This is a genomic window from Geminicoccus harenae (assembly GCF_019800005.1).
GTDB lineage: Bacteria > Pseudomonadota > Alphaproteobacteria > Geminicoccales > Geminicoccaceae > Geminicoccus > Geminicoccus harenae.
In genome coordinates this window covers 73,145-90,851 of sequence record NZ_JABGCL010000019.1, presented here as the reverse complement: position 1 = coordinate 90,851, position 17,707 = coordinate 73,145, and the positions used below count along the sequence as shown (strand labels likewise).

Genomic DNA, 17,707 nt, shown 5'->3' with positions numbered 1-17,707 from the left:
GCTCAGGGTGCCACGGCACCCGGATTGTCCAGGCTGTCCGAGCCTTCGACCGTGACGCTGACGCCCAGGCCCGCCACCACCTCCTCGACCGCCCTTGTCTGCGCCACCAGCGCGTCGATGGCTTCCTGGAGCATGGCGTTGCCCTCGGCATTCCCGGTCGCCAGCATCTGATCGTAGGCCATTCTGCCGCTCTCGGCACTCTCGCGGATCACCTCGAGCTTCGCGGTGGTCTCGGCCATCCGGTCCTGGACGAGCTTGACGGCCTCCGGCGCCTTCTCCTCGGCGAGCGCGTTCACCGACGGGCCGGACACGACACTACCGTCCAGGCGCTGATAGCTGCTGTTCCACAGCGCCACCATGCCGACCTGGTCGTAGAAATGCGAGTTGTGGGTGTTGTCCGAGAAGCAGTCATGCTCCTCCTCGGGATCGTTCAGCAGCAGGCCGAGCTTCATCCGCTCGCCCGCCAGCTCGCCATAGGACAGGGAGCCGATGCCGGTCAGGATCCGGCCGATCCCGACTTCCGGCCCGACGCTCATCAGGTCGGCCCGCGCTGCCCCGCCCTCCTGCCAGCTCGCCGCCATCTCCTGGAGGTCGCTGACGAGCAGGTCGGTCGCGGCCTCCAGATAGGCGCGGCGCCGGTCGCAATTGCCGCCGGTGCAGTGGGTCAGGCTGTAGTCGGTCCAGGGCCGCATGCCGGCACCCGGGCTGGTGCCGTTCAGGTCCTGGCCCCAGAGCAAGAACTCGACCGCATGATAGCCGGTCGCGACGTTCTTCTCGACGTCGAGCGCCTCCTGGAGCTGGTCCGCCAGCAGGGCCGGCGTGATCTCGCGCGCGTCGACCCGCTCGCGGCCCACCCGCAGGGCCGGCGACGCCACCACGTTCAGCAGGTAGAGCGGGTTCTCATCGGAACTTTCGCCATAGGAGGGGTCGACATAGTCGATCAGGCCCTCGTCCAGCGGCCAGGCGTTCACCTTGCCTTCCCACTCGTCCACCAGCGGGTTGCCGAAGCGCAGCGCCTCGGTCTGCTGGTAGGGTGCCCGGGCGGCCTTCCAGGCCTCCTTGGCGGCAGCCTGGGTCTCTGCGGATGGCTTGGCCAAGAACGCGTCCACGGCGGCCTGCAGTTCCTCCGCACTCGCCAGCGCATCCCCGTACATCGCCTCGGCGATGTCGGCATAGGTGCCGATCACATCGGCCGGCTCGACCGCTTGAGCTGGCAGGGAAAGGATCTTCGCCGTCGCGGTGACCGAGTACACGAGCGAGCGACCCATCGGGTGTTCCCCAGGCGAAGCACATAGCGGTACAGGCAGATGCACTGCCCGTTCTCGCCATCTCGCACTGCCTGCCGGTCGTGACAACTCGATCCCGGCAATAGGTCGAATTGGACCTATTCCAGGCTATGCTCGCGCCACAGCCGGCGTGGACCTCGAAACCGCGATCTGTAAGGGGGTGGGGCGAGCGACCGGACTCGAACCGGCGACATCCAGGACCACAACCTAGCGCTCTACCGACTGAGCTACGCCCGCCATCCGCGGCGCTGAATGCCTCGCGCCGGCCGATTCGTCAAGCGCCGTGCGCATCCGGCGGCGAATGTCGGCCAGAGAGGTGATGTGCCTCTTTTCTCGCCAGTGCTGCCCACATTCTAGGCATCGGGCGGAGGGAGCAGCGCATCACCTGCTGCAGCGTCCCGTTGGCACGTGTCGTGCATGACCCTTCCCCGAGCAATGTTGGTGTGGGAAGTTCGCTCGCCAGCGTTCGTCGTGGAGAAAGTCGCGCAATGAAGAAGATCGAAGCCGTCATCAAGCCGTTCAAGCTGGACGAGGTCAAGGAAGCCCTCCAGGAGATCGGCCTGAAGGGCATGACCGTGACGGAAGTGAAGGGCTTCGGGCGTCAGAAGGGGCACACGGAACTGTATCGCGGGGCGGAGTACGTCGTCGATTTCCTGCCCAAGGTGAAGATCGAGGTCGTGGTCGACGACCAGCTCGCCGAGTGGGCGGTCGAGGCCATCCAGCAGGCTGCCAAGACCGACCGGATCGGCGATGGCAAGATCTTCGTCTACTCGGTCGAGGAAGCGGTGCGGATCCGCACCGGCGAGCGCGGCAACGACGCGCTCTGACCAGATCCTCCTGGAGCCTGCCTGCTCATCGGGCAGGCAGCACCGGACCTGCCGGCAACCGTCCGATCAGCACTCGATGGGACGGGGCCGGCAGTTTTCGCTGTTCACGGAATGCTGGCACAGCAACGCCGTTTCCCTGCGGGTAACGGCCGAAACCGTCCCGCTACGCCACCGTTCAGTGCTTGCGCGCCTTGGCCGCTTCCTGAACCGCAGCTTCATGGTACCAGCTGTCGAACGCAGCGACCGCTACCCGCTCGCTCTTGCCCTCGGTTTTCGGCGCGAGGTCGACAGGCTGCCCCTCGAGCGCGTACCTGCCGCGCCTGGGGAAGGCATAGATGATGGCGGACGGCCGATCGGCGCTTCCAGCCATGAGGGTCACTCCATTCCGGCTACGAGGGTCGGTAGGTCGTACATAATGGCTCGCGACCGGTTTTGCACCCTCATTATCCAATCTGCCTGATTTAGCGACACTAGTTGCACAATAGTTGATCACCAGCATGGGCTTGCTGTTCTTGAACGCATTGCCTGGCGGCAAGTCGTTCACCGCTTACGTGCCGAGCGCGTGCGTTGCCACAGCCTGTCCTGCCCGGGGCAGCGGCATCCAGAACACGTTTCCGGCCAACGGAGCGTCCGGCGCCTGTGCAACAGCGCAGACACGACGAGGTTGCGTGCCGGTGCGCGAAGATTGGCACGCATCCTGCTTGTGAACTGCTCAACCGTTGGCGCCCAGGCAGGCAGGCAGCCGCCGCAGGCACCAGAACGTCACGTCGCTCATTCGCTTTGAGAGGGCCATAATGACCAAGTACAAGCTGGAATATATCTGGCTCGACGGCTACACGCCCGTGCCGAACCTGCGGGGCAAGACGCAGATCAAGGAGTTCGAGAGCTTCCCGACCCTGGAGCAGCTCCCGCTCTGGGGCTTCGACGGCAGCTCCACCCTGCAGGCCGAGGGACACAGCTCCGACTGCGTGCTCAAGCCGGTCCGCGTGTTCCCCGACCCGCAGCGCACCAACGGCGTACTGGTGCTCTGCGAGGTGATGATGCCGGACGGCGAGACGCCGCACCCGTCGAACAAGCGGGCGACCATCCTCGACGACGACGGCGCCTGGTTCGGCTTCGAGCAGGAATACTTCTTCTACAAGAACGGCCGCCCGCTGGGCTTCCCGGAGCAGGGCTACCCCGCACCGCAGGGCCCCTACTACACGGGCGTCGGCTACAAGAATGTCGGCGACATCGCGCGCACCATCGTCGAGGAGCATCTCGACGTGTGCCTGGCCGCCGGCATCAACCACGAGGGCATCAACGCCGAGGTGGCCAAGGGCCAGTGGGAGTTCCAGATCTTCGGCAAGGGCTCCAGGCGTGCCGCCGACGAGATGTGGATCGCCCGCTACCTGCTCCTGCGGATGACCGAGAAGTACGGCATCGACATCGAGTTCCACTGCAAGCCGCTGGGCGACACCGACTGGAACGGGTCGGGCATGCACTGCAACTTCTCGACCGCCTACATGCGCGAGGTCGGCGGCAAGGAATATTTCGAGCAGCTCATGGCGGCGTTCGAGGCCAATCTCGACGACCACATCGCGGTCTACGGCCCCGACAACCACATGCGCCTGACCGGCAAGCATGAGACGGCGCCCTGGAACAAGTTCAGCTACGGCGTGGCCGACCGTGGCGCCTCGATCCGGGTGCCGCACAGCTTCGTGCGCAACGGCTACCGGGGCTATCTGGAGGATCGCCGCCCGAACTCCCAGGGCGACCCCTACCAGATCGCCTCGCAGATCCTGAAGACCATCGCCTCCGTCCCGACCGAGGCGGAGGTGGCCGCGGCCGCCTGAAGCCACCGACTGGCCGGGGATGCCCTGTCGGCATCCCCACCTTCTCAAAGATGCGGGTGCTGCCTAGAAGGGCTCCCGTACCGCCGGGAACGACGCAGGAACGTCCGGGCGGAGCGCCGGACGACGGAAATCAGGGCGGCCAGCGCGCAGCCGCCCGCAATGGAAGGCATGTAGGATGACGCTTGGTTGCAAGACGTCCGCGGACGTCATGAAGGCCATCAAGGACCACGGCGTCCAGATGATCGACGTCCGCCTGACGGATGTCCCCGGCACCTGGCAGCATATCAGCTATCCCGCCGCGATCTTCGAGCAGGACCAGATCGAGGAAGGGCTGGGCTTCGACGGCTCCTCGGTCCGCGGCTTCCGGACGATCGAATCGTCCGACATGCTGCTGATGCCCGATCCGACCACCGCCTTCATCGACCCGTTCTACGAGCACAAGACGCTGGTGATGATCGCCGACGTGGTCGACCCGGTCACCGGCGAGTTCTACAGCCGCGACCCGCGCGGGATCGCCAAGAAGGCCGAGGCCTACCTGCAGTCGACCGGCATCGGCGACACGGCGTTCTTCGGCCCCGAGGCCGAGTTCTTCGTGTTCGACAACGTCCAGTTCGGCCAGGACATCAATTCCGGCTCCTACCTCGTCGACAGCGTCGAGGGCTGGTGGAACATGCGCCGCGCCGAGGGCCCGAACCTCGGCTACAAGATCCGGCCGAAGGAAGGCTACTTCCCCTGCGCGCCGACCGACACGCTGCAGGATCTGCGCGCGCGCATGGCGCTCACCATGATCGACATCGGCCTGACGGTCGAATGCCAGCATCACGAGGTCGCGACGGCCGGCCAGTGCGAGATCGACATGAAGTTCGATACGCTGCTGGCGATGGCCGACCACCAGATGAAGTACAAGTACGTCGTGAAGAACGAGGCGGTGAAGGCCGGCAAGTCCGCGACCTTCATGCCGAAGCCCCTTTACGGCGACAACGGCTCCGGCATGCACTGCCACCAGTCGATCTGGAGCGAGGGCAAGCCCTTGTTCGCAGGCGACAAGGAGCACGGCCTGTCCGACCTGTGCCGGTGGTATATCGGCGGCCTGCTCAAGCACGCCCCGGCGATCCTGGCCTTTGCCGCACCCACCACCAATTCCTACCGTCGCCTGGTCCCGGGCTACGAGGCGCCGGTGAACCTGGCCTGGTCGGCGCGCAACCGCTCGGCCGCCTGCCGCATCCCGATGTACTCGAACAGCCCCAAGGCCAAGCGGGTCGAGTTCCGCTGCCCCGACCCGTCCTGCAACCCCTATATCGCCTTCTCGGCCATGCTGATGGCCGGCCTGGACGGTATCCGGAACAAGATCGACCCGGGCGAGGCCACCGACAAGAACATCTACGACCTGCCGCCGGAAGAACTGGCGCACATCCCGACCGTGCCAGGCTCGCTCGGTGCCGCCCTGGATGCGCTGGCCGCCGACCACGAGTTCCTGATGGAAGGCGACGTGTTCACCAAGGACTTCATCGACAACTATATCGCGATGAAGCGGACCAACGAGGTCGAGGCGATGGCGCTGCGCCCGCACCCGTACGAGTTCGTGCTCTACTACGACTGCTGAGCGGCTGACCCTGCCGGCAACGCAAACCGGGGCAGCCCGTTCGGGCTGCCCCTTTTTCTTTGCCGTGAGAATGGCTACTCGGACGGCAACAAGCGTGCGGCGGCACCATGGGGTGCCGGGAGGCAGTACCGTTGTCCGATGTCGAGCCCCTGATGCAGGCAATCGCGGAGCACCGCGTCCGCATCTGCAACCTGCGCTTCACCGATCTGCTGGGCCATGTCCGCCAGGTCTCGATCGAGACCAGCGCGCTGGACCCTGCCCTGTTCAGCGAGGGTCTGGCGATCGACGGCTCCGGCATCCCGGGCTGGCACGCGCCCACCGAGCCGGACCCGGTGCTGCTTCCCGATCCCGGCTCCTGGTTCATCGACCCGTTCGCGTCCCAGCCGACCCTGGTCGTGTTCTGCAGCGCCATGGAGGCCGGCACCGGCCACGCCTATGACGCCTGCCCGCGCAGCACGCTGGCCCGCACGATCGACCAGGTCGGCCGCCGGCTTGGCGCCGACCGGTTGCAGATCGGCATGGAACTGGGCTTCTCCCTGTTCGACGACGCGCAGTTCGACGACGAGCCGTATCGGGTCGGCTATCGGCTGAGCGCCATGGAGGCGCCGTGCGCCGCCGGCACCGCATTTGCCGGCGGCAATTCCGGCCATCGGCCCCTGCCCCGGCGCGCCGCCTTCGCGGCGCCGCCGGCCGATCACTTCTCCGACCTGCGCAGCGAGGTGGCGACCATCCTGGCCGGCTGCGGCATCCCGGGCGTGACCCACGGTCATGGCCGCGGTGCCTGCCAGCACGTGCTGGTCCTGCCGCCTGCCGATGCGCTAGTGGCGGCCGACCGGCTGCAGCTCGCCCGCTATGTCGTGCGCAGCGTGGCGGCCGGCTACGGCAAGACCGCGACCTTCCTGCCCAAGCCCGCGCGCGACGAGCACGGCGTCGATCTGGTGCTCTCGGTGGCGGCGTTCAGCGGGGCCAGGCCCTTGTTCCACGGCTCGGAATATGCCGACCTGAGCCCGCTCTGCCTGTCCTTCATGGCGGGTATCCTGGACCATGCCCGCCCGCTTGCGGCCTTCACCAACCCGTCGACCAACTCGTACCGGCGGCTGCGCCCGGGTGAGGAGGTGCCGACCGTGCTGGCCTATGCCGTCAACAACCGCACCGCGGCGGTTCGCATCCCGCTGGCTGCCCGGCCCGACCAGAAGCGGCTGGAGCTGCGTTTTCCCGATCCGCTGGCCGATCCCTACCTCGCGATCGCGGCGGTGCTGTGCGCCGGCCGGGACGGCGTGGAGCGCCGGCTCGAGCCGGACGACCCGCTCGACCGCAACCTGTACGACCTGCCGGTCGAGGAGCCGGCACTGCGTCATCTGCCGCGCAGCCTGGACGAGGCGCTGGACGAGCTGGAGCGGGCCCGGGCCCTGTTCACCGCGGACGAGGCGTTCTGCACGCGCATGGTCGACAGCTATCTGACGCTCAAGCGTGCCCAGGCCGACGAGGTCGCCGCCGTGCCGCACCCGGCCGAACTGCGGCTATACTGGTCGAACTGATCCGCCCGGCTTGACGTCGCCCCGGCTGGTACGCTTCTTGCGCACGGGATCCGCGCCGCGGCCCATTCTACCCCAGATGGATCGGCCCGTTCTGGCCGGTCGGAAACGAGCATGAGCGATCTGTTCGAGACGAAGAGCAGCGATCCGCGCGGCGACTATACCGCGCACGACATCGAGGTACTGGAAGGCCTGGAGCCGGTGCGCCGCCGGCCCGGCATGTATATCGGCGGCACCGACGAGCGGGCGCTGCATCACCTGGTGGCCGAGGTCCTGGACAACGCCATGGACGAGGCGGTGGCCGGCCATGCCGACCGGATCGAGCTGATCCTGGAGAGCACCACCCGCGTCACCGTCCGTGACAATGGCCGCGGCATCCCGATCGACCCGCACCCCAAGTTCCCGGACAAGTCGGCGCTGGAAGTGATCCTGACCACGCTCCATTCGGGCGGGAAGTTCTCGAGCAAGGCGTACCAGACCTCGGGCGGGCTGCACGGCGTCGGCGTCTCCGTGGTCAACGCGCTCTCGTCCGAGCTGGTCGTGGAGGTCGCCCGCGACCGCAAGCTGTACCGGCAGGTCTATTCCCGCGGCGCGGCGCAAAGTGGCGTGGAGAATGGCGGCAACGCGCCCAACCGGCGCGGCACCACGATCACCTTCGCCCCGGATACGGAGATCTTCGGCGAGGACGCCGCCTTCTCCGCGGCGATCCTGCACCGGATGGCGCGCAGCAAGGCCTACCTGTTCAAGGGCGTGGAGATCCGCTGGTCGTGCACGGCGGAGCTGGCCGAGCGCGGCAAGGTGCCGGCCAGCGAGACCTTCCACTTCCCCAATGGCCTGGCCGACTTCCTGGAGGCGCAGCTGGAAGGCCGCGAGCGCGTGGTCGACGACGCGTTCTCCGGCGAGGCCGACCTGCCGGAAGCCAGCGGCCGGATCGAGTGGGCAGTGGCCTGGCCGCTGGACGAGGAAGGCTACGAGGGCTTCTACTGCAACACGATCCCGACGCCCTTGGGCGGCACGCATGAGCAGGGCCTGCGCGGGGCGCTGCTCAAGGGCATCAAGGCCCATGCCGACCGGATCGGGGCCGGCAAGCGCGCGGCCAGCCTGATCGCCGAGGACGTGCAGGGCAGTGCAGTCATGATGCTGTCCGCCTTCATCCCGCAGCCGCAGTTCCAGGGCCAGACCAAGGAGCGGCTGGTCTCCGCCCAGATCACCCGGCCGATCGAGAACCGCCTCAAGGATCGGTTCGAGACCTGGCTGGCCTCGCACCCGGCCGCCGCCAGCCGGCTGCTCGACCATGTCTGCGAGCGTGCCGACGAGCGCCTGGCCCGCAAGAAGCAGAAGGACGTCCAGCGCAAGAGCGAGACCCGCCGGCTGCGCCTGCCGGGCAAGCTCGCCGACTGCTCCCGGGAAGGCCGGGACGGCACCGAGATCTTCCTGGTGGAAGGCGACAGTGCCGGCGGCTCGGCCAAGCAGGCGCGCAACCGCGACACCCAGGCGATCCTGCCGCTGCGCGGCAAGATCCTGAACGTCGCCTCGGCCACGGCCGACAAGCTCGCCCAGAACAAGGAGCTGGTCGATCTGGTCACGGCGCTGGGCTGCGGCTCGGGCAAGCAGTTCCGCTCCGACGACCTGCGCTACGACAAGGTCGTCATCATGACCGATGCCGATGTCGACGGCGCGCATATCGCGGCTTTGCTCATGACCTTCTTTTATCGAGAGATGAGCAAGCTCATCGAGACCGGCCATCTCTACCTGGCCCAGCCGCCCCTCTACCGGCTCTCGCACGGCAGCACGATCGCCTATGCCCGCGACGACAAGGACAAGGACCGGATCCTCGCGACCGTCTTCAAGAACAAGAAGAACGTCGAGATCGGCCGCTTCAAGGGCTTGGGCGAGATGAATCCCAGCCAGCTCAAGGAAACCACCATGGATCCGGCCAAGCGGCGGATGATCCGGGTGGGCCTGGAGGACGTGGCCGGGCGGACGACCGGGCAGCTCGTCGAGCAGTTGATGGGCCGCAAGCCCGAGCTGCGCCTGGCCTTCATCCAGGAAAATGCGACCAGCGTGGCCGAGCTGGACGTCTAGCGCCTGAGCCAGCTCCGAAGCGCATCGGTCACCGCGTCCGGCCGCTCCAGCGGGGCGAGGTGGCCGCAGCCGCCCAGGATGACGAGATCCGCGTCCGGGATCGCCCGGGCCATGGCGATGTGGCCTTCCGGCACGGTCAGCCGGTCCTCCGACCCGCACAGCACCAGGGTCGGGCAGCTTATCTGCCCCAGCAGCGGGCGCATGTCCCGCCGGCCGGCGATCGCCCTCTGCTGGCGGCCGAACGCTTCGGCCCCGGTATGGCGCGCCATCTCGGCCAACAGGGCCAGGTTCGCCGGCATGCGGTTGCGCTCCGCGAGCCAGCCCTGGCCCAGTTCCGCCGCGATCGCCTCGAACCGCCCGGCCGCCGCCTCGGCCGCCTGCTCCATGCGCCGGCGGCGCGTCTCCTCCGTGTCCGGCTCGGCCCGGGTGCAGGTGAGCGCCAGCCGCTCCACGCGGTCGGGCGCGCGCGCGACCACTTCCTGGGCGAGGTAGCCACCCATCGACAGACCGACCAGGGCGAAGCTGCCCGGCACCTCGTCCAGCAGCCGCTCGGCCATGGCCGCATAGTCGTCGTCGCGCCGATGGTCGAACACGCGTACCTCGTGCTCCCCGCCGAGGGCATCGACTTGGAACTGCCAAAGTCGCGGGCTGCACAACAGCCCAGGCACAAGGATGATCTTCGTCATCGGTCAACTCCCGCACAGGCGCCTGCTCATTCCTGCAGCGATCCGGAGCCGGATTCCAGCGGGATCGGGGCGTTCCGACCGGGCGCCGTCATTGACTTTTTCAGCCGACCACTTAAGTACTCGGGCAGATTCAACCGTCTGATCGGCCCTGCCACCTTGACCGAAACCGCCCCTTCGAGTCCCGCCTTCGCAGCATTGGGGCTCCGGGAAGAGATCCTCCGCTCGATCGAAGAATCCGGCTACACGACCCCCACCCCGATCCAGGCCGCCGCCATTCCGGTGGTGCTGTCCGGGCGCGACGTCCTGGGGATCGCCCAGACCGGTACCGGCAAGACCGCGTCCTTCACCTTGCCGATGATCGAGAAGCTGGCATCCGGCCGGGCGCGTGCGCGCATGCCCCGCTCGCTGATCCTCTCGCCCACCCGCGAGCTGGCGGCCCAGACGGCCAAGAACTTCGAGACCTACGGCAAGTACCTGAAGCTCTCCCACGTCCTGCTGATCGGCGGCGTGGGCATGGGCGACCAGGAAAAGCAGCTGGAAAAGGGCGTCGACGTCCTGATCGCTACCCCCGGCCGCATGCTCGACTGGTTCGAGCGCGGCCGGATCCTGCTCGGCGGCATCAACATCATGGTGATCGACGAGGCCGACCGGATGCTCGACATGGGCTTCATCCCGGACGTCGAGCGGATCATCTCGCTGCTGCCGGCCCGCCAGCAGACCCTCCTGTTCTCGGCGACGATGCCCAAGGAGGTGCGCAGCCTGGCCGACCGGTTCATGCACGAGCCGGCCGTGATCGAGGTCGCCCGCCCGGCCACCACCGCGCAGAACATCGACGACGTGGTGGTGATGACCTCGCCGCGCGACAAGGTCGACGGGCTGGTGAAGCTGATCCGCTCCCAGGACATCGACAAGGCGATCATCTTCTCCAACCGCAAGAAGTCGGTCTCGGAGCTGAACCGCACTCTCAAGCGCCGCAAGCTGAACGCCAGCGACATCCATGGCGATCTCGACCAGGCGCAGCGCCAGGCGACCCTGGATGCGTTCAAGCGCGGCGATGTCGACTATCTGGTCGCGACCGATGTGGCGGCACGCGGCCTCGACATCTCCGACATGCCGGTCGTCATCAATTTCGACGTGCCGACCCACCCGGACGACTATGTGCACCGGATCGGCCGCACCGGCCGGGCCGGCCGCAAGGGCCGTGCCTTCACCTTCGTCACCTCCGAGGAACTGAAGTACCTGGCGGCGATCACGGGCCTGGTCGGCCGCGAGATCCCGGCACTCGACGTGGAGGGCATCGCCGGCTTCGATGCGCCGCTGGAGCCGGAAGAGCCCAAGCGTAGCCGTGCCAAGCCCGCTGCTCCTGCCAAGCGCGCCAAGGAGGCCGAGGACGGCGGCGAGCGCGTCAAGCCTGCCGGGCGCCGCAAGGCCGCCGAGCCACGCCGTGCCCCGCTCCGCCAGCCCGAGCCCGACGAGGTCGAGGCCAACGGCGTCGACGCCGGCGGTGCGGCGGCGGTGGCGGATGCGCCGCAGCCTGAACCGGTGGTGGCCGCTCGGCCCGCCAAGGCGGCACCCGCCCGCGAGCCGGGGTCGAACGAGCGCTCCCGTGGCGAGTCGCGGGAGACGCCGGTCCTGGGCTTCGGCGATGCCACGCCCGCCTTCATGCGGATCGCCGTGCCGCGCGCCAGCCGCGCGGCGGAGGCTGAATGAGGCCAGGGCGTCCGCGCCACTTCGAGGTGCTGGAGCGGCAGGAGGTATGGCGCGGCTTTTTTCGCGCCGAGCACCTGCGCATCCGCCACGAGCGCTTTTCCGGTGGCGAGGTCGAGTGCGCGCGCGAGCTCTGGCGGCAGCGTGCCGCCGTGGCGGTGCTGCCCTATGATCCCGCGACCGATCGCGTGCTCCTGGTCGAGCAGTTCCGCGCCGGCGCCATCGAGTCGCCGGAAGGCCCCTGGGTGCTGGAAGCGATCGCTGGGATGATCGACGGGGCGGACGGTGCCGAGGAGACTGCACGGCGCGAATCGCTGGAGGAGGCCGGCCTGGTCCTGGACCACCTGGAAGAGGTCGCCGAGTTCTTGTCTTCGCCCGGCTGCACGACCGAGCGGGTCCATGTCTTCCTGGGCTTGGCGACGCTGCCCGAGCAGGGTGCGGTGTTCGGCCTGGCCCATGAGGGCGAGGACATCCTCACCCATGTCATGAGCTTCGAGGCGGCCATGGCCGGCCTGGCCGAGCGCCGGATCCTGGGCGTGACCGCCCTGATCGGCTTGCAGGCTTTGGCCCTGCGCCGGCCAGCACTCCGGGCCGCCCGCCCGGCCGCTTCGGCCTTGCCTTCCCCGGTGGCCGCGGATTAATCGCAGCCACGGCCATTTCGCAAAGATCGCCATGCCCGACGCCCGCATCTATCAGCCCGCCAAGACCGCCGTCCAATCCGGCCGCGCCAAGACCCGCTACTGGCTGCTGGAGATGGAACCGCGCTCGCGCAAGGAGCCGGACCGGCTGATCGGCTGGATCGGCTCGGACGACACCGAGCAGCAGATCACGCTGAAGTTCCCGACCAAGGAGGCGGCACTCGCCTATGCCGAGCGCCATGGGCTGAACGCCCTGGTCGACGAGCCGCAGGAGCGGATCGTCCGGCCGAAGTCCTACGCCGACAACTTCATCCGCCGGTTCTGAGCGATCCGCGGGCGGCGGCCAGCGTCGCCCGCGGATCCCCACTGGCATCGACCCCTGTCCAAGTGATCTGGGTCCGGTCGATGGCGCGCAGCTGGTCGCGGAGCACGGCTGCGGTGGCGTCCGATGCGTCGTTGCGGCGCTGCGCGATCCGGTCGGCCAGTACCGCCTCGGGTGCCTCCAGCCACAGGCCAGCGAACGCGGCACCTTTCCCGTCCGCTGCCGCCTCCATCAGTTCCCGCTGCCACGCGTCGCCGAACACGCCGTCCGCGATCACCGCCTGCCCGCTGCTGAGCAGCCGTGCGGCCCGCTCGGCCATGCGACGGAACACGCGCTGGCTGACCTCCGGCTGGTAGGCCTCGGCGCCGAGCTTCTCTTCCGGCGCCACCCCGAACAGGCGCTTACGGATCACGTCGGAGCGCAGGATCACTGCCCCGGGCGGCCGGCCCAGATCCGGTGCCAGCCCGCGCGCCACCGTGGTCTTGCCCGTGCCGCTGACCCCGCCCAGCGCAACGAGTAAGGGTGCGGTCGTGTCGAACATCGCGACCGCCAGGTCGAGATAGTGCCGCGCCTCGTCCGCCTCGCCCTGCAGCCCCGATACCTTGGCGCGTACCGCCGCCCGGGTCGCGAGGCAGAGCGGCAGGAGGGCCATCGCCTCGTCGTCCTCGCTGATCTCCAGCCAGCCCTGCAGTGCCCGCTGCGCGTGGGGGCGAAGGCCGCGGTGCAGCAGGTCCATGACCAGGAAGGCCAGGTCGTAGATCACGTCGATCGTCGCAAGGCCCGGATCGAACTCCAGGCAGTCGAACGGCGTGGGCTCGCCCTCCAGCAGCACCACGTTGCCGAGATGGAGGTCGCCATGGCAGTGGCGGACCCGACCCTCGTCGCGGCGCCGGTCGAGCAGTTGGCGGTGCTGCTCGAGCGCCACCTGGCTCAGCCGGTCCAGCCGGTCGATCTGCGCCGGCTCCACGGTGCCCTCGGGCAGGCCCCGCAGGTCCGCGCTGTTGCCGGCCACGACCTCGGCCAGGGCCGCATGGCCACCGCCATCGCGCACCACCGCTGCCTCGTCGTGGAAGGCCGCGACCCGGCGCGCCAGGCGCTCCACGATCTCCGGCGTGAGCCTGCCCGCCTCGGCCATCCGGTCGAGCTGCGCGTCCGGCGGGAAGCGCGCCATCTCCAGCAGCCACTCGACCGGCTGCCCTGCCCCACCCAGCGCGAGGCGGCCGTCGTCCCGGCGCATCACCGGCAGCACGCGCCGATAGATCCCCGGTGCCGTGCGCCGGTTCAGCTCCAGCTCGCGCCCGATCACCGCCTGGCGGCGTTCCAGGGTGGAGAAGTCCATGAAGCTGAACCGCACCGGCCGCTTCATCTTCCAGGCCAGCTCGCGGCCGAGGAATATGTGGGCGCCATGAGTATCGACCCGCTGGACCGGCTCACCCAGCCCACCCCCTTCCAGGAAGGCCAGCACCTCGACCGTCTCGTCCCGCTCGCTCATTCCCATCCTACGCCACGACGAAGGGCTCCCCACCCCTGCCATTGTCCGCAGCGGCAGGCCAGCGGCAACCTGCCGCGCGCAGGGCTTCTGCCGCGCGCGCACTGCGGCTAGGTTCTCGGCGCGACAGCCAGACGAGGATATTCCGTTGAAGCCCGAGATCCTGATGCTGCGCGGGCTCCTGCCGCGCCAGACCGCCCAGATCGAGGAGCGCTACACCGCGCACCGACTGGACCTGGCCGATGATCGCGAGGCGCTGCTGACCGAGGTGGCCCCAAGGATCACCGCGGTCGTCACGTCGGGCGAGCTCGGCTGCTCGGCAGAGCTGATGGACCGCCTGCCCAGGCTCGAGATGATCTCCTGCTTCGGGGTGGGCGTGGACGGGATCGACCTCGCCTACTGCAAGCAGCGCGGCATCCCGGTCAGCAACACCCCGGACGTGCTGACCGACGACGTAGCCGACCTGGCGATGGGGCTGGCGATCGCGACCATGCGCCGGATTGTCGCCGCCGACCGCTTCGTGCGGGCAGGCTCCTGGCAGAGCGGCCCGCTGCCGCTCGCGACCCGGCTGGCCGGCAAGACCGCGGGCATCATCGGGCTCGGCCGAATCGGCAAGGCGATTGCCAGGCGCGCCGAGGCCCATGGGCTCACCGTCGTGTGGCATGGCCGGCATGACCAGAAGGACGTGTCCTGGCCGCGGCACCCGGACCTGGTGGCGATGGCCCGTGAGGTCGACCTGCTGGTGGTGGCCTGCCCGGGTGGTCCTGCCACGCGCGGCTTGGTGTCGAAGGAGGTGCTGGCGGCGCTGCGGCCATCCAGCTTCTTGGTCAACATCAGCCGCGGCTCGGTGATCGACGAGCCGGCGCTGGTCGAGGCCCTGGTGGAGGGCCGGATCGCCGGGGCCGGTCTCGACGTGTTCGCGGACGAGCCCAACGTGCCGGCCCCGCTGCTCGACCTGCCCAACGTGGTGCTGACGCCGCATATCGGCTCGGCCACCGAGGAAACCCGCGACGCCATGGCCCAATTGGTGGTCGACAATCTGGACGCCCACTATGCCGGGCGCCCGCTCCTCACCCCCTGGCGCTTCGACTGAACCGGCCCCGCAGCGGCCGGCCCGGCGTGCCGCTGCAAGGTGAGCATCACGCAGCGCAGGTCACGTTGCGCGAGGTCGTCCTGCGGGCTTGATGACGGCAGCCCGCCCCGCCAATCTCGCGCCGCGCTGCCGTCATCGCCTCGGTACAATCAGGGGTGAGCGGCCGGGCCAGACGTTCGGGGGGAGGCATCGGCTTGGACACCCTGCTCGCGATCAGCCGTGCGATCGACCGGCTGAACACGGCGGTCGGCCGGACGGTGATGTGGCTGATCCTGGTCGCGGTCGTGATCTCCACGGTCAACGCGATCATCCGCAAGGCCTTCGACGTCAGCTCGAACATGTGGCTAGAGATGCAGTGGCAGCTGTTCGGCTGCGTGTTCATGCTGGCCGCCGGCTACACCCTGCTGGCGAACGAGCATATCCGCATCGACATCGTGAACAGCCGCTTCCCGAAGGCCGTGCGCAACTGGATCGAGCTGATCGGCCACGGCCTGTTCCTCCTGCCGTTCACCATCCTGATGATGCTCGACGGCTGGCCGTTCTTCTTGCGCTCCTATCTCGGCAACGAGCAGTCGTTCAACGCCGGCGGCCTGCCGCAATGGCCGGCCAAGCTGCTGGTGCCGGTCGGCTTCTTCCTCCTGTTCCTGCAGGGCATCTCGGAGATCATCAAGCGCGTGGCCGTGATGCGGGGGCGCATTCCCGATCCGCATGAGCGTCACGACGAGGGGCCCGAGGGCTCCCTCGGCCAAGAGATCATCTGACCGCCAGCGACCTGAACGGGCTGAACCATGGATTTCCTGATCCACAACATGGCGCCGATCATGTTCGGCTCCCTGGTGGTCTTCCTGCTGCTGGGCTACCCGGTGGCCTTCGCGCTCGCGGCCAACGGGCTCCTGTTCGCGCTGATCGGCATCGAGCTCGGCCTGTTCCCGACCAATTTCCTCCAGGCGATGCCCGAACGGGTCTACGGGATCATCTACAACGACACGCTGCTGGCGATCCCGTTCTTCACCTTCATGGGCCTGATCCTCGAGCGCTCCGGCATGGCCGAGGACCTGCTCGACACAATCGGCCAGCTGTTCGGCAAGATCCGTGGCGGCCTGGCCTATGCGGTGATCTTCGTGGGCGCCCTGCTCGCCGCCACCACCGGCGTGGTCGCCGCATCCGTGATCTCCATGGGCCTGATCTCGCTGCCGATCATGCTGCGCTATGGCTATGACCGGCGGGTCGCCACCGGCGTGATCGCGGCCTCCGGCACGCTCGCCCAGATCATCCCGCCGTCCCTCGTCCTGATCGTCATGGCCGACCAGCTCGGCCGGTCGGTGGGCGACATGTATACCGGTGCAATGATCCCGGGCCTCGTGCTGTCGCTGCTCTATGCCGGCTACGTGCTCGTGGTCTCGCTGCTCTGGCCCAGCGCAACACCGGCCCTGCCCGACGAGGCGATGACCATCAAGGAATCGGACGGCAGCCGTGGCACCCGCTCGCTCCTGGTGCTGGTGGTGATCTCGGCCGTCCTAGGCTATCTGGCCGACATCCTGGTCGCACCGCATGTCGAGCAGGGTGCGGAGATCGTCGGCATCGCCGCGGGCGTGCTGTTCGCCTATCTCGTGGCCCTGCTCAATCAGTTCCTGGGGCTGAGCCTGCTCTCGCGCCTGGCCAGCCAAGTCGTGTTCGTGCTGATCCCGCCGCTGGCCCTGGTGTTCCTGGTGCTGGGCACGATCTTCATGGGCATCGCCACGCCCACCGAAGGTGGTGCGATGGGGGCATCGGGTGCCCTGATCCTGGCCCTGTTCAAGGGCCGCCTGAGCTTGGGCCTGCTCCGCCAGGCGCTCGATTCCACTGCCAAGCTGTCGGCCTTCGTCCTGTTCATCCTGGTCGGCGCCCGGGTGTTCTCGCTGACCTTCTACGGCGTGGATGGCCACAAATGGGTCGAGGAGCTGCTGGTCTCGCTGCCGGGCGGCGAGGTCGGCTTCCTGATCGTCGTGAACATCATGGTGTTCCTGCTGGCCTTCTTCCTCGACTTCTTCGAGCTGGCCTTCATCATCGTGCCGCTGCTGGGACCGGCGGCGGACCGGCTGGGCATCGATCTGATCTGGTTCGGCGTGATCCTCGCCGTGAACATGCAGACCAGCTTCATGCACCCGCCGTTCGGCTTCGCCCTGTTCTTCCTGCGCTCGGTGGCGCCGAAGAACGCCTATCTCGACAAGATCACCGGCCGGCGGATGGAGCCGGTCACCACCGGCCAGATCTACTGGGGCTCGGTGCCGTTCGTGGGCGTCCAGCTCCTGATGGTAGCGCTGGTGATCCTGTTCCCGGGCATGGTGATGCACTACCAGGGGGCCGGCACCGGGGTGGATCCGGAATCGATCCAGCAGCTCGACATCCCGGAGATCGACATCGCCCCGCCCGACGGGTTCGACTTCGGGGCGCCGGAAGGGCTGGACGGGCCGCCTTTGGACCTGGCCCCGCCGGCCGATCTGGCACCACCTGCGGAACTGGCCCCGCCTGCGGAGCTGCAGCCGGCCCAGCCCTGAGCGCCCGACACCGGCCCATCAAACACGAACGGGCCCGGGTGGCGGATCCACCCGGGCCCGTCCT

General features: G+C 68.3%; 15 protein-coding genes and 1 tRNA gene. 11 read left to right on the top strand and 5 right to left on the bottom strand.

Annotated features, from left to right (window positions below):
• Positions 1-2: 2 nt before the first annotated feature.
• Together HLA95_RS17855 and HLA95_RS17850 are read right to left on the bottom strand one after the other, a co-directional pair.
• A complete protein-coding gene (locus HLA95_RS17855) occupies positions 3-1,268 on the bottom strand; it encodes an imelysin family protein (RefSeq protein ID WP_191060073.1) in 1,266 nt (421 codons plus the stop codon).
• Between the two features lie 179 nt (positions 1,269-1,447).
• Positions 1,448-1,523: transfer RNA gene (locus tag HLA95_RS17850), tRNA-His, on the bottom strand.
• Between the two features lie 251 nt (positions 1,524-1,774).
• Between HLA95_RS17850 and HLA95_RS17845 the strand changes: the two genes are divergently transcribed.
• Entirely contained in the window at positions 1,775-2,113 is a 339-nt protein-coding gene (locus HLA95_RS17845; RefSeq protein WP_191060072.1) for a P-II family nitrogen regulator, read from the top strand.
• A 175-nt stretch (positions 2,114-2,288) separates the two neighbouring features.
• On the opposite strand, the gene HLA95_RS17840 is transcribed toward HLA95_RS17845, so the two are convergent.
• Positions 2,289-2,483: a DUF2735 domain-containing protein gene (locus HLA95_RS17840; RefSeq protein WP_191060071.1), complete on the bottom strand. Its 195-nt coding sequence runs from the start codon at positions 2,481-2,483 to the stop codon at positions 2,289-2,291.
• 424 nt (positions 2,484-2,907) lie between these two features.
• On the opposite strand from HLA95_RS17840, the gene HLA95_RS17835 reads away from it, so the two are divergent.
• The 4 genes from HLA95_RS17835 to parE all read left to right on the top strand — a co-directional run bounded on the left by HLA95_RS17835 (position 2,908) and on the right by parE (position 9,171).
• Entirely contained in the window at positions 2,908-3,948 is a 1,041-nt protein-coding gene (locus HLA95_RS17835) for a glutamine synthetase beta-grasp domain-containing protein (RefSeq protein ID WP_191060070.1), read from the top strand.
• A 175-nt stretch (positions 3,949-4,123) separates the two neighbouring features.
• Positions 4,124-5,551 (top strand): type I glutamate--ammonia ligase, encoded by a 1,428-nt coding sequence (gene glnA / locus HLA95_RS17830; RefSeq protein WP_191060069.1) that lies wholly within the window; start codon positions 4,124-4,126, stop codon positions 5,549-5,551.
• A gap of 131 nt (positions 5,552-5,682) precedes the next feature.
• Entirely contained in the window at positions 5,683-7,089 is a 1,407-nt protein-coding gene (locus HLA95_RS17825) for a glutamine synthetase family protein (protein ID WP_222184046.1), read from the top strand.
• Positions 7,090-7,200: 111 nt separating this feature from the next.
• A complete protein-coding gene (gene parE / locus HLA95_RS17820) occupies positions 7,201-9,171 on the top strand; it encodes a DNA topoisomerase IV subunit B (RefSeq protein ID WP_191061545.1) in 1,971 nt (656 codons plus the stop codon).
• Here parE and HLA95_RS17815 read toward each other — a convergent pair.
• Entirely contained in the window at positions 9,168-9,857 is a 690-nt protein-coding gene (locus HLA95_RS17815) for an alpha/beta fold hydrolase (protein ID WP_222184045.1), read from the bottom strand. The two genes, parE and HLA95_RS17815, sit on opposite strands and share 4 nt — an antisense overlap.
• A 156-nt stretch (positions 9,858-10,013) precedes the next feature.
• Here HLA95_RS17815 and HLA95_RS17810 point away from each other — a divergent pair, with 156 nt between their 5' ends.
• The 3 genes from HLA95_RS17810 to HLA95_RS17800 are packed head-to-tail and all read left to right on the top strand — an operon-like array spanning position 10,014 to position 12,527.
• Positions 10,014-11,567 (top strand): DEAD/DEAH box helicase, encoded by a 1,554-nt coding sequence (locus HLA95_RS17810; protein WP_255592046.1) that lies wholly within the window; start codon positions 10,014-10,016, stop codon positions 11,565-11,567.
• Complete coding sequence (locus HLA95_RS17805; protein WP_191062144.1) at positions 11,564-12,205, top strand: NUDIX domain-containing protein; 642 nt, start codon at positions 11,564-11,566, stop codon at positions 12,203-12,205. Before HLA95_RS17810 ends, HLA95_RS17805 begins: the two co-directional genes overlap by 4 nt.
• 31 nt (positions 12,206-12,236) lie before the next feature.
• The gene (locus HLA95_RS17800) at positions 12,237-12,527 is read left to right on the top strand and encodes an ETC complex I subunit (protein ID WP_191062145.1); all 291 of its coding nucleotides are present in this window, start codon (positions 12,237-12,239) and stop codon (positions 12,525-12,527) included.
• On the opposite strand, the gene HLA95_RS17795 is transcribed toward HLA95_RS17800, so the two are convergent.
• The gene (locus HLA95_RS17795) at positions 12,511-14,016 is read right to left on the bottom strand and encodes a bifunctional aminoglycoside phosphotransferase/ATP-binding protein (RefSeq protein ID WP_255592045.1); all 1,506 of its coding nucleotides are present in this window, start codon (positions 14,014-14,016) and stop codon (positions 12,511-12,513) included. The two genes, HLA95_RS17800 and HLA95_RS17795, sit on opposite strands and share 17 nt — an antisense overlap.
• 145 nt (positions 14,017-14,161) lie before the next feature.
• On the opposite strand from HLA95_RS17795, the gene HLA95_RS17790 reads away from it, so the two are divergent.
• The 3 genes from HLA95_RS17790 (at position 14,162) to HLA95_RS17780 (ending at position 17,643) form a co-directional block, all read left to right on the top strand.
• Complete coding sequence (locus tag HLA95_RS17790) at positions 14,162-15,106, top strand: 2-hydroxyacid dehydrogenase (RefSeq protein ID WP_222184040.1); 945 nt, start codon at positions 14,162-14,164, stop codon at positions 15,104-15,106.
• A 194-nt stretch (positions 15,107-15,300) separates the two neighbouring features.
• Positions 15,301-15,867, top strand: coding sequence for a TRAP transporter small permease subunit (locus HLA95_RS17785; RefSeq protein ID WP_222184038.1), 567 nt, complete (start codon positions 15,301-15,303; stop codon positions 15,865-15,867).
• A 27-nt stretch (positions 15,868-15,894) separates the two neighbouring features.
• Complete coding sequence (locus HLA95_RS17780; protein WP_191061238.1) at positions 15,895-17,643, top strand: TRAP transporter large permease; 1,749 nt, start codon at positions 15,895-15,897, stop codon at positions 17,641-17,643.
• The last annotated feature ends 64 nt before the right edge of the window (positions 17,644-17,707 follow it).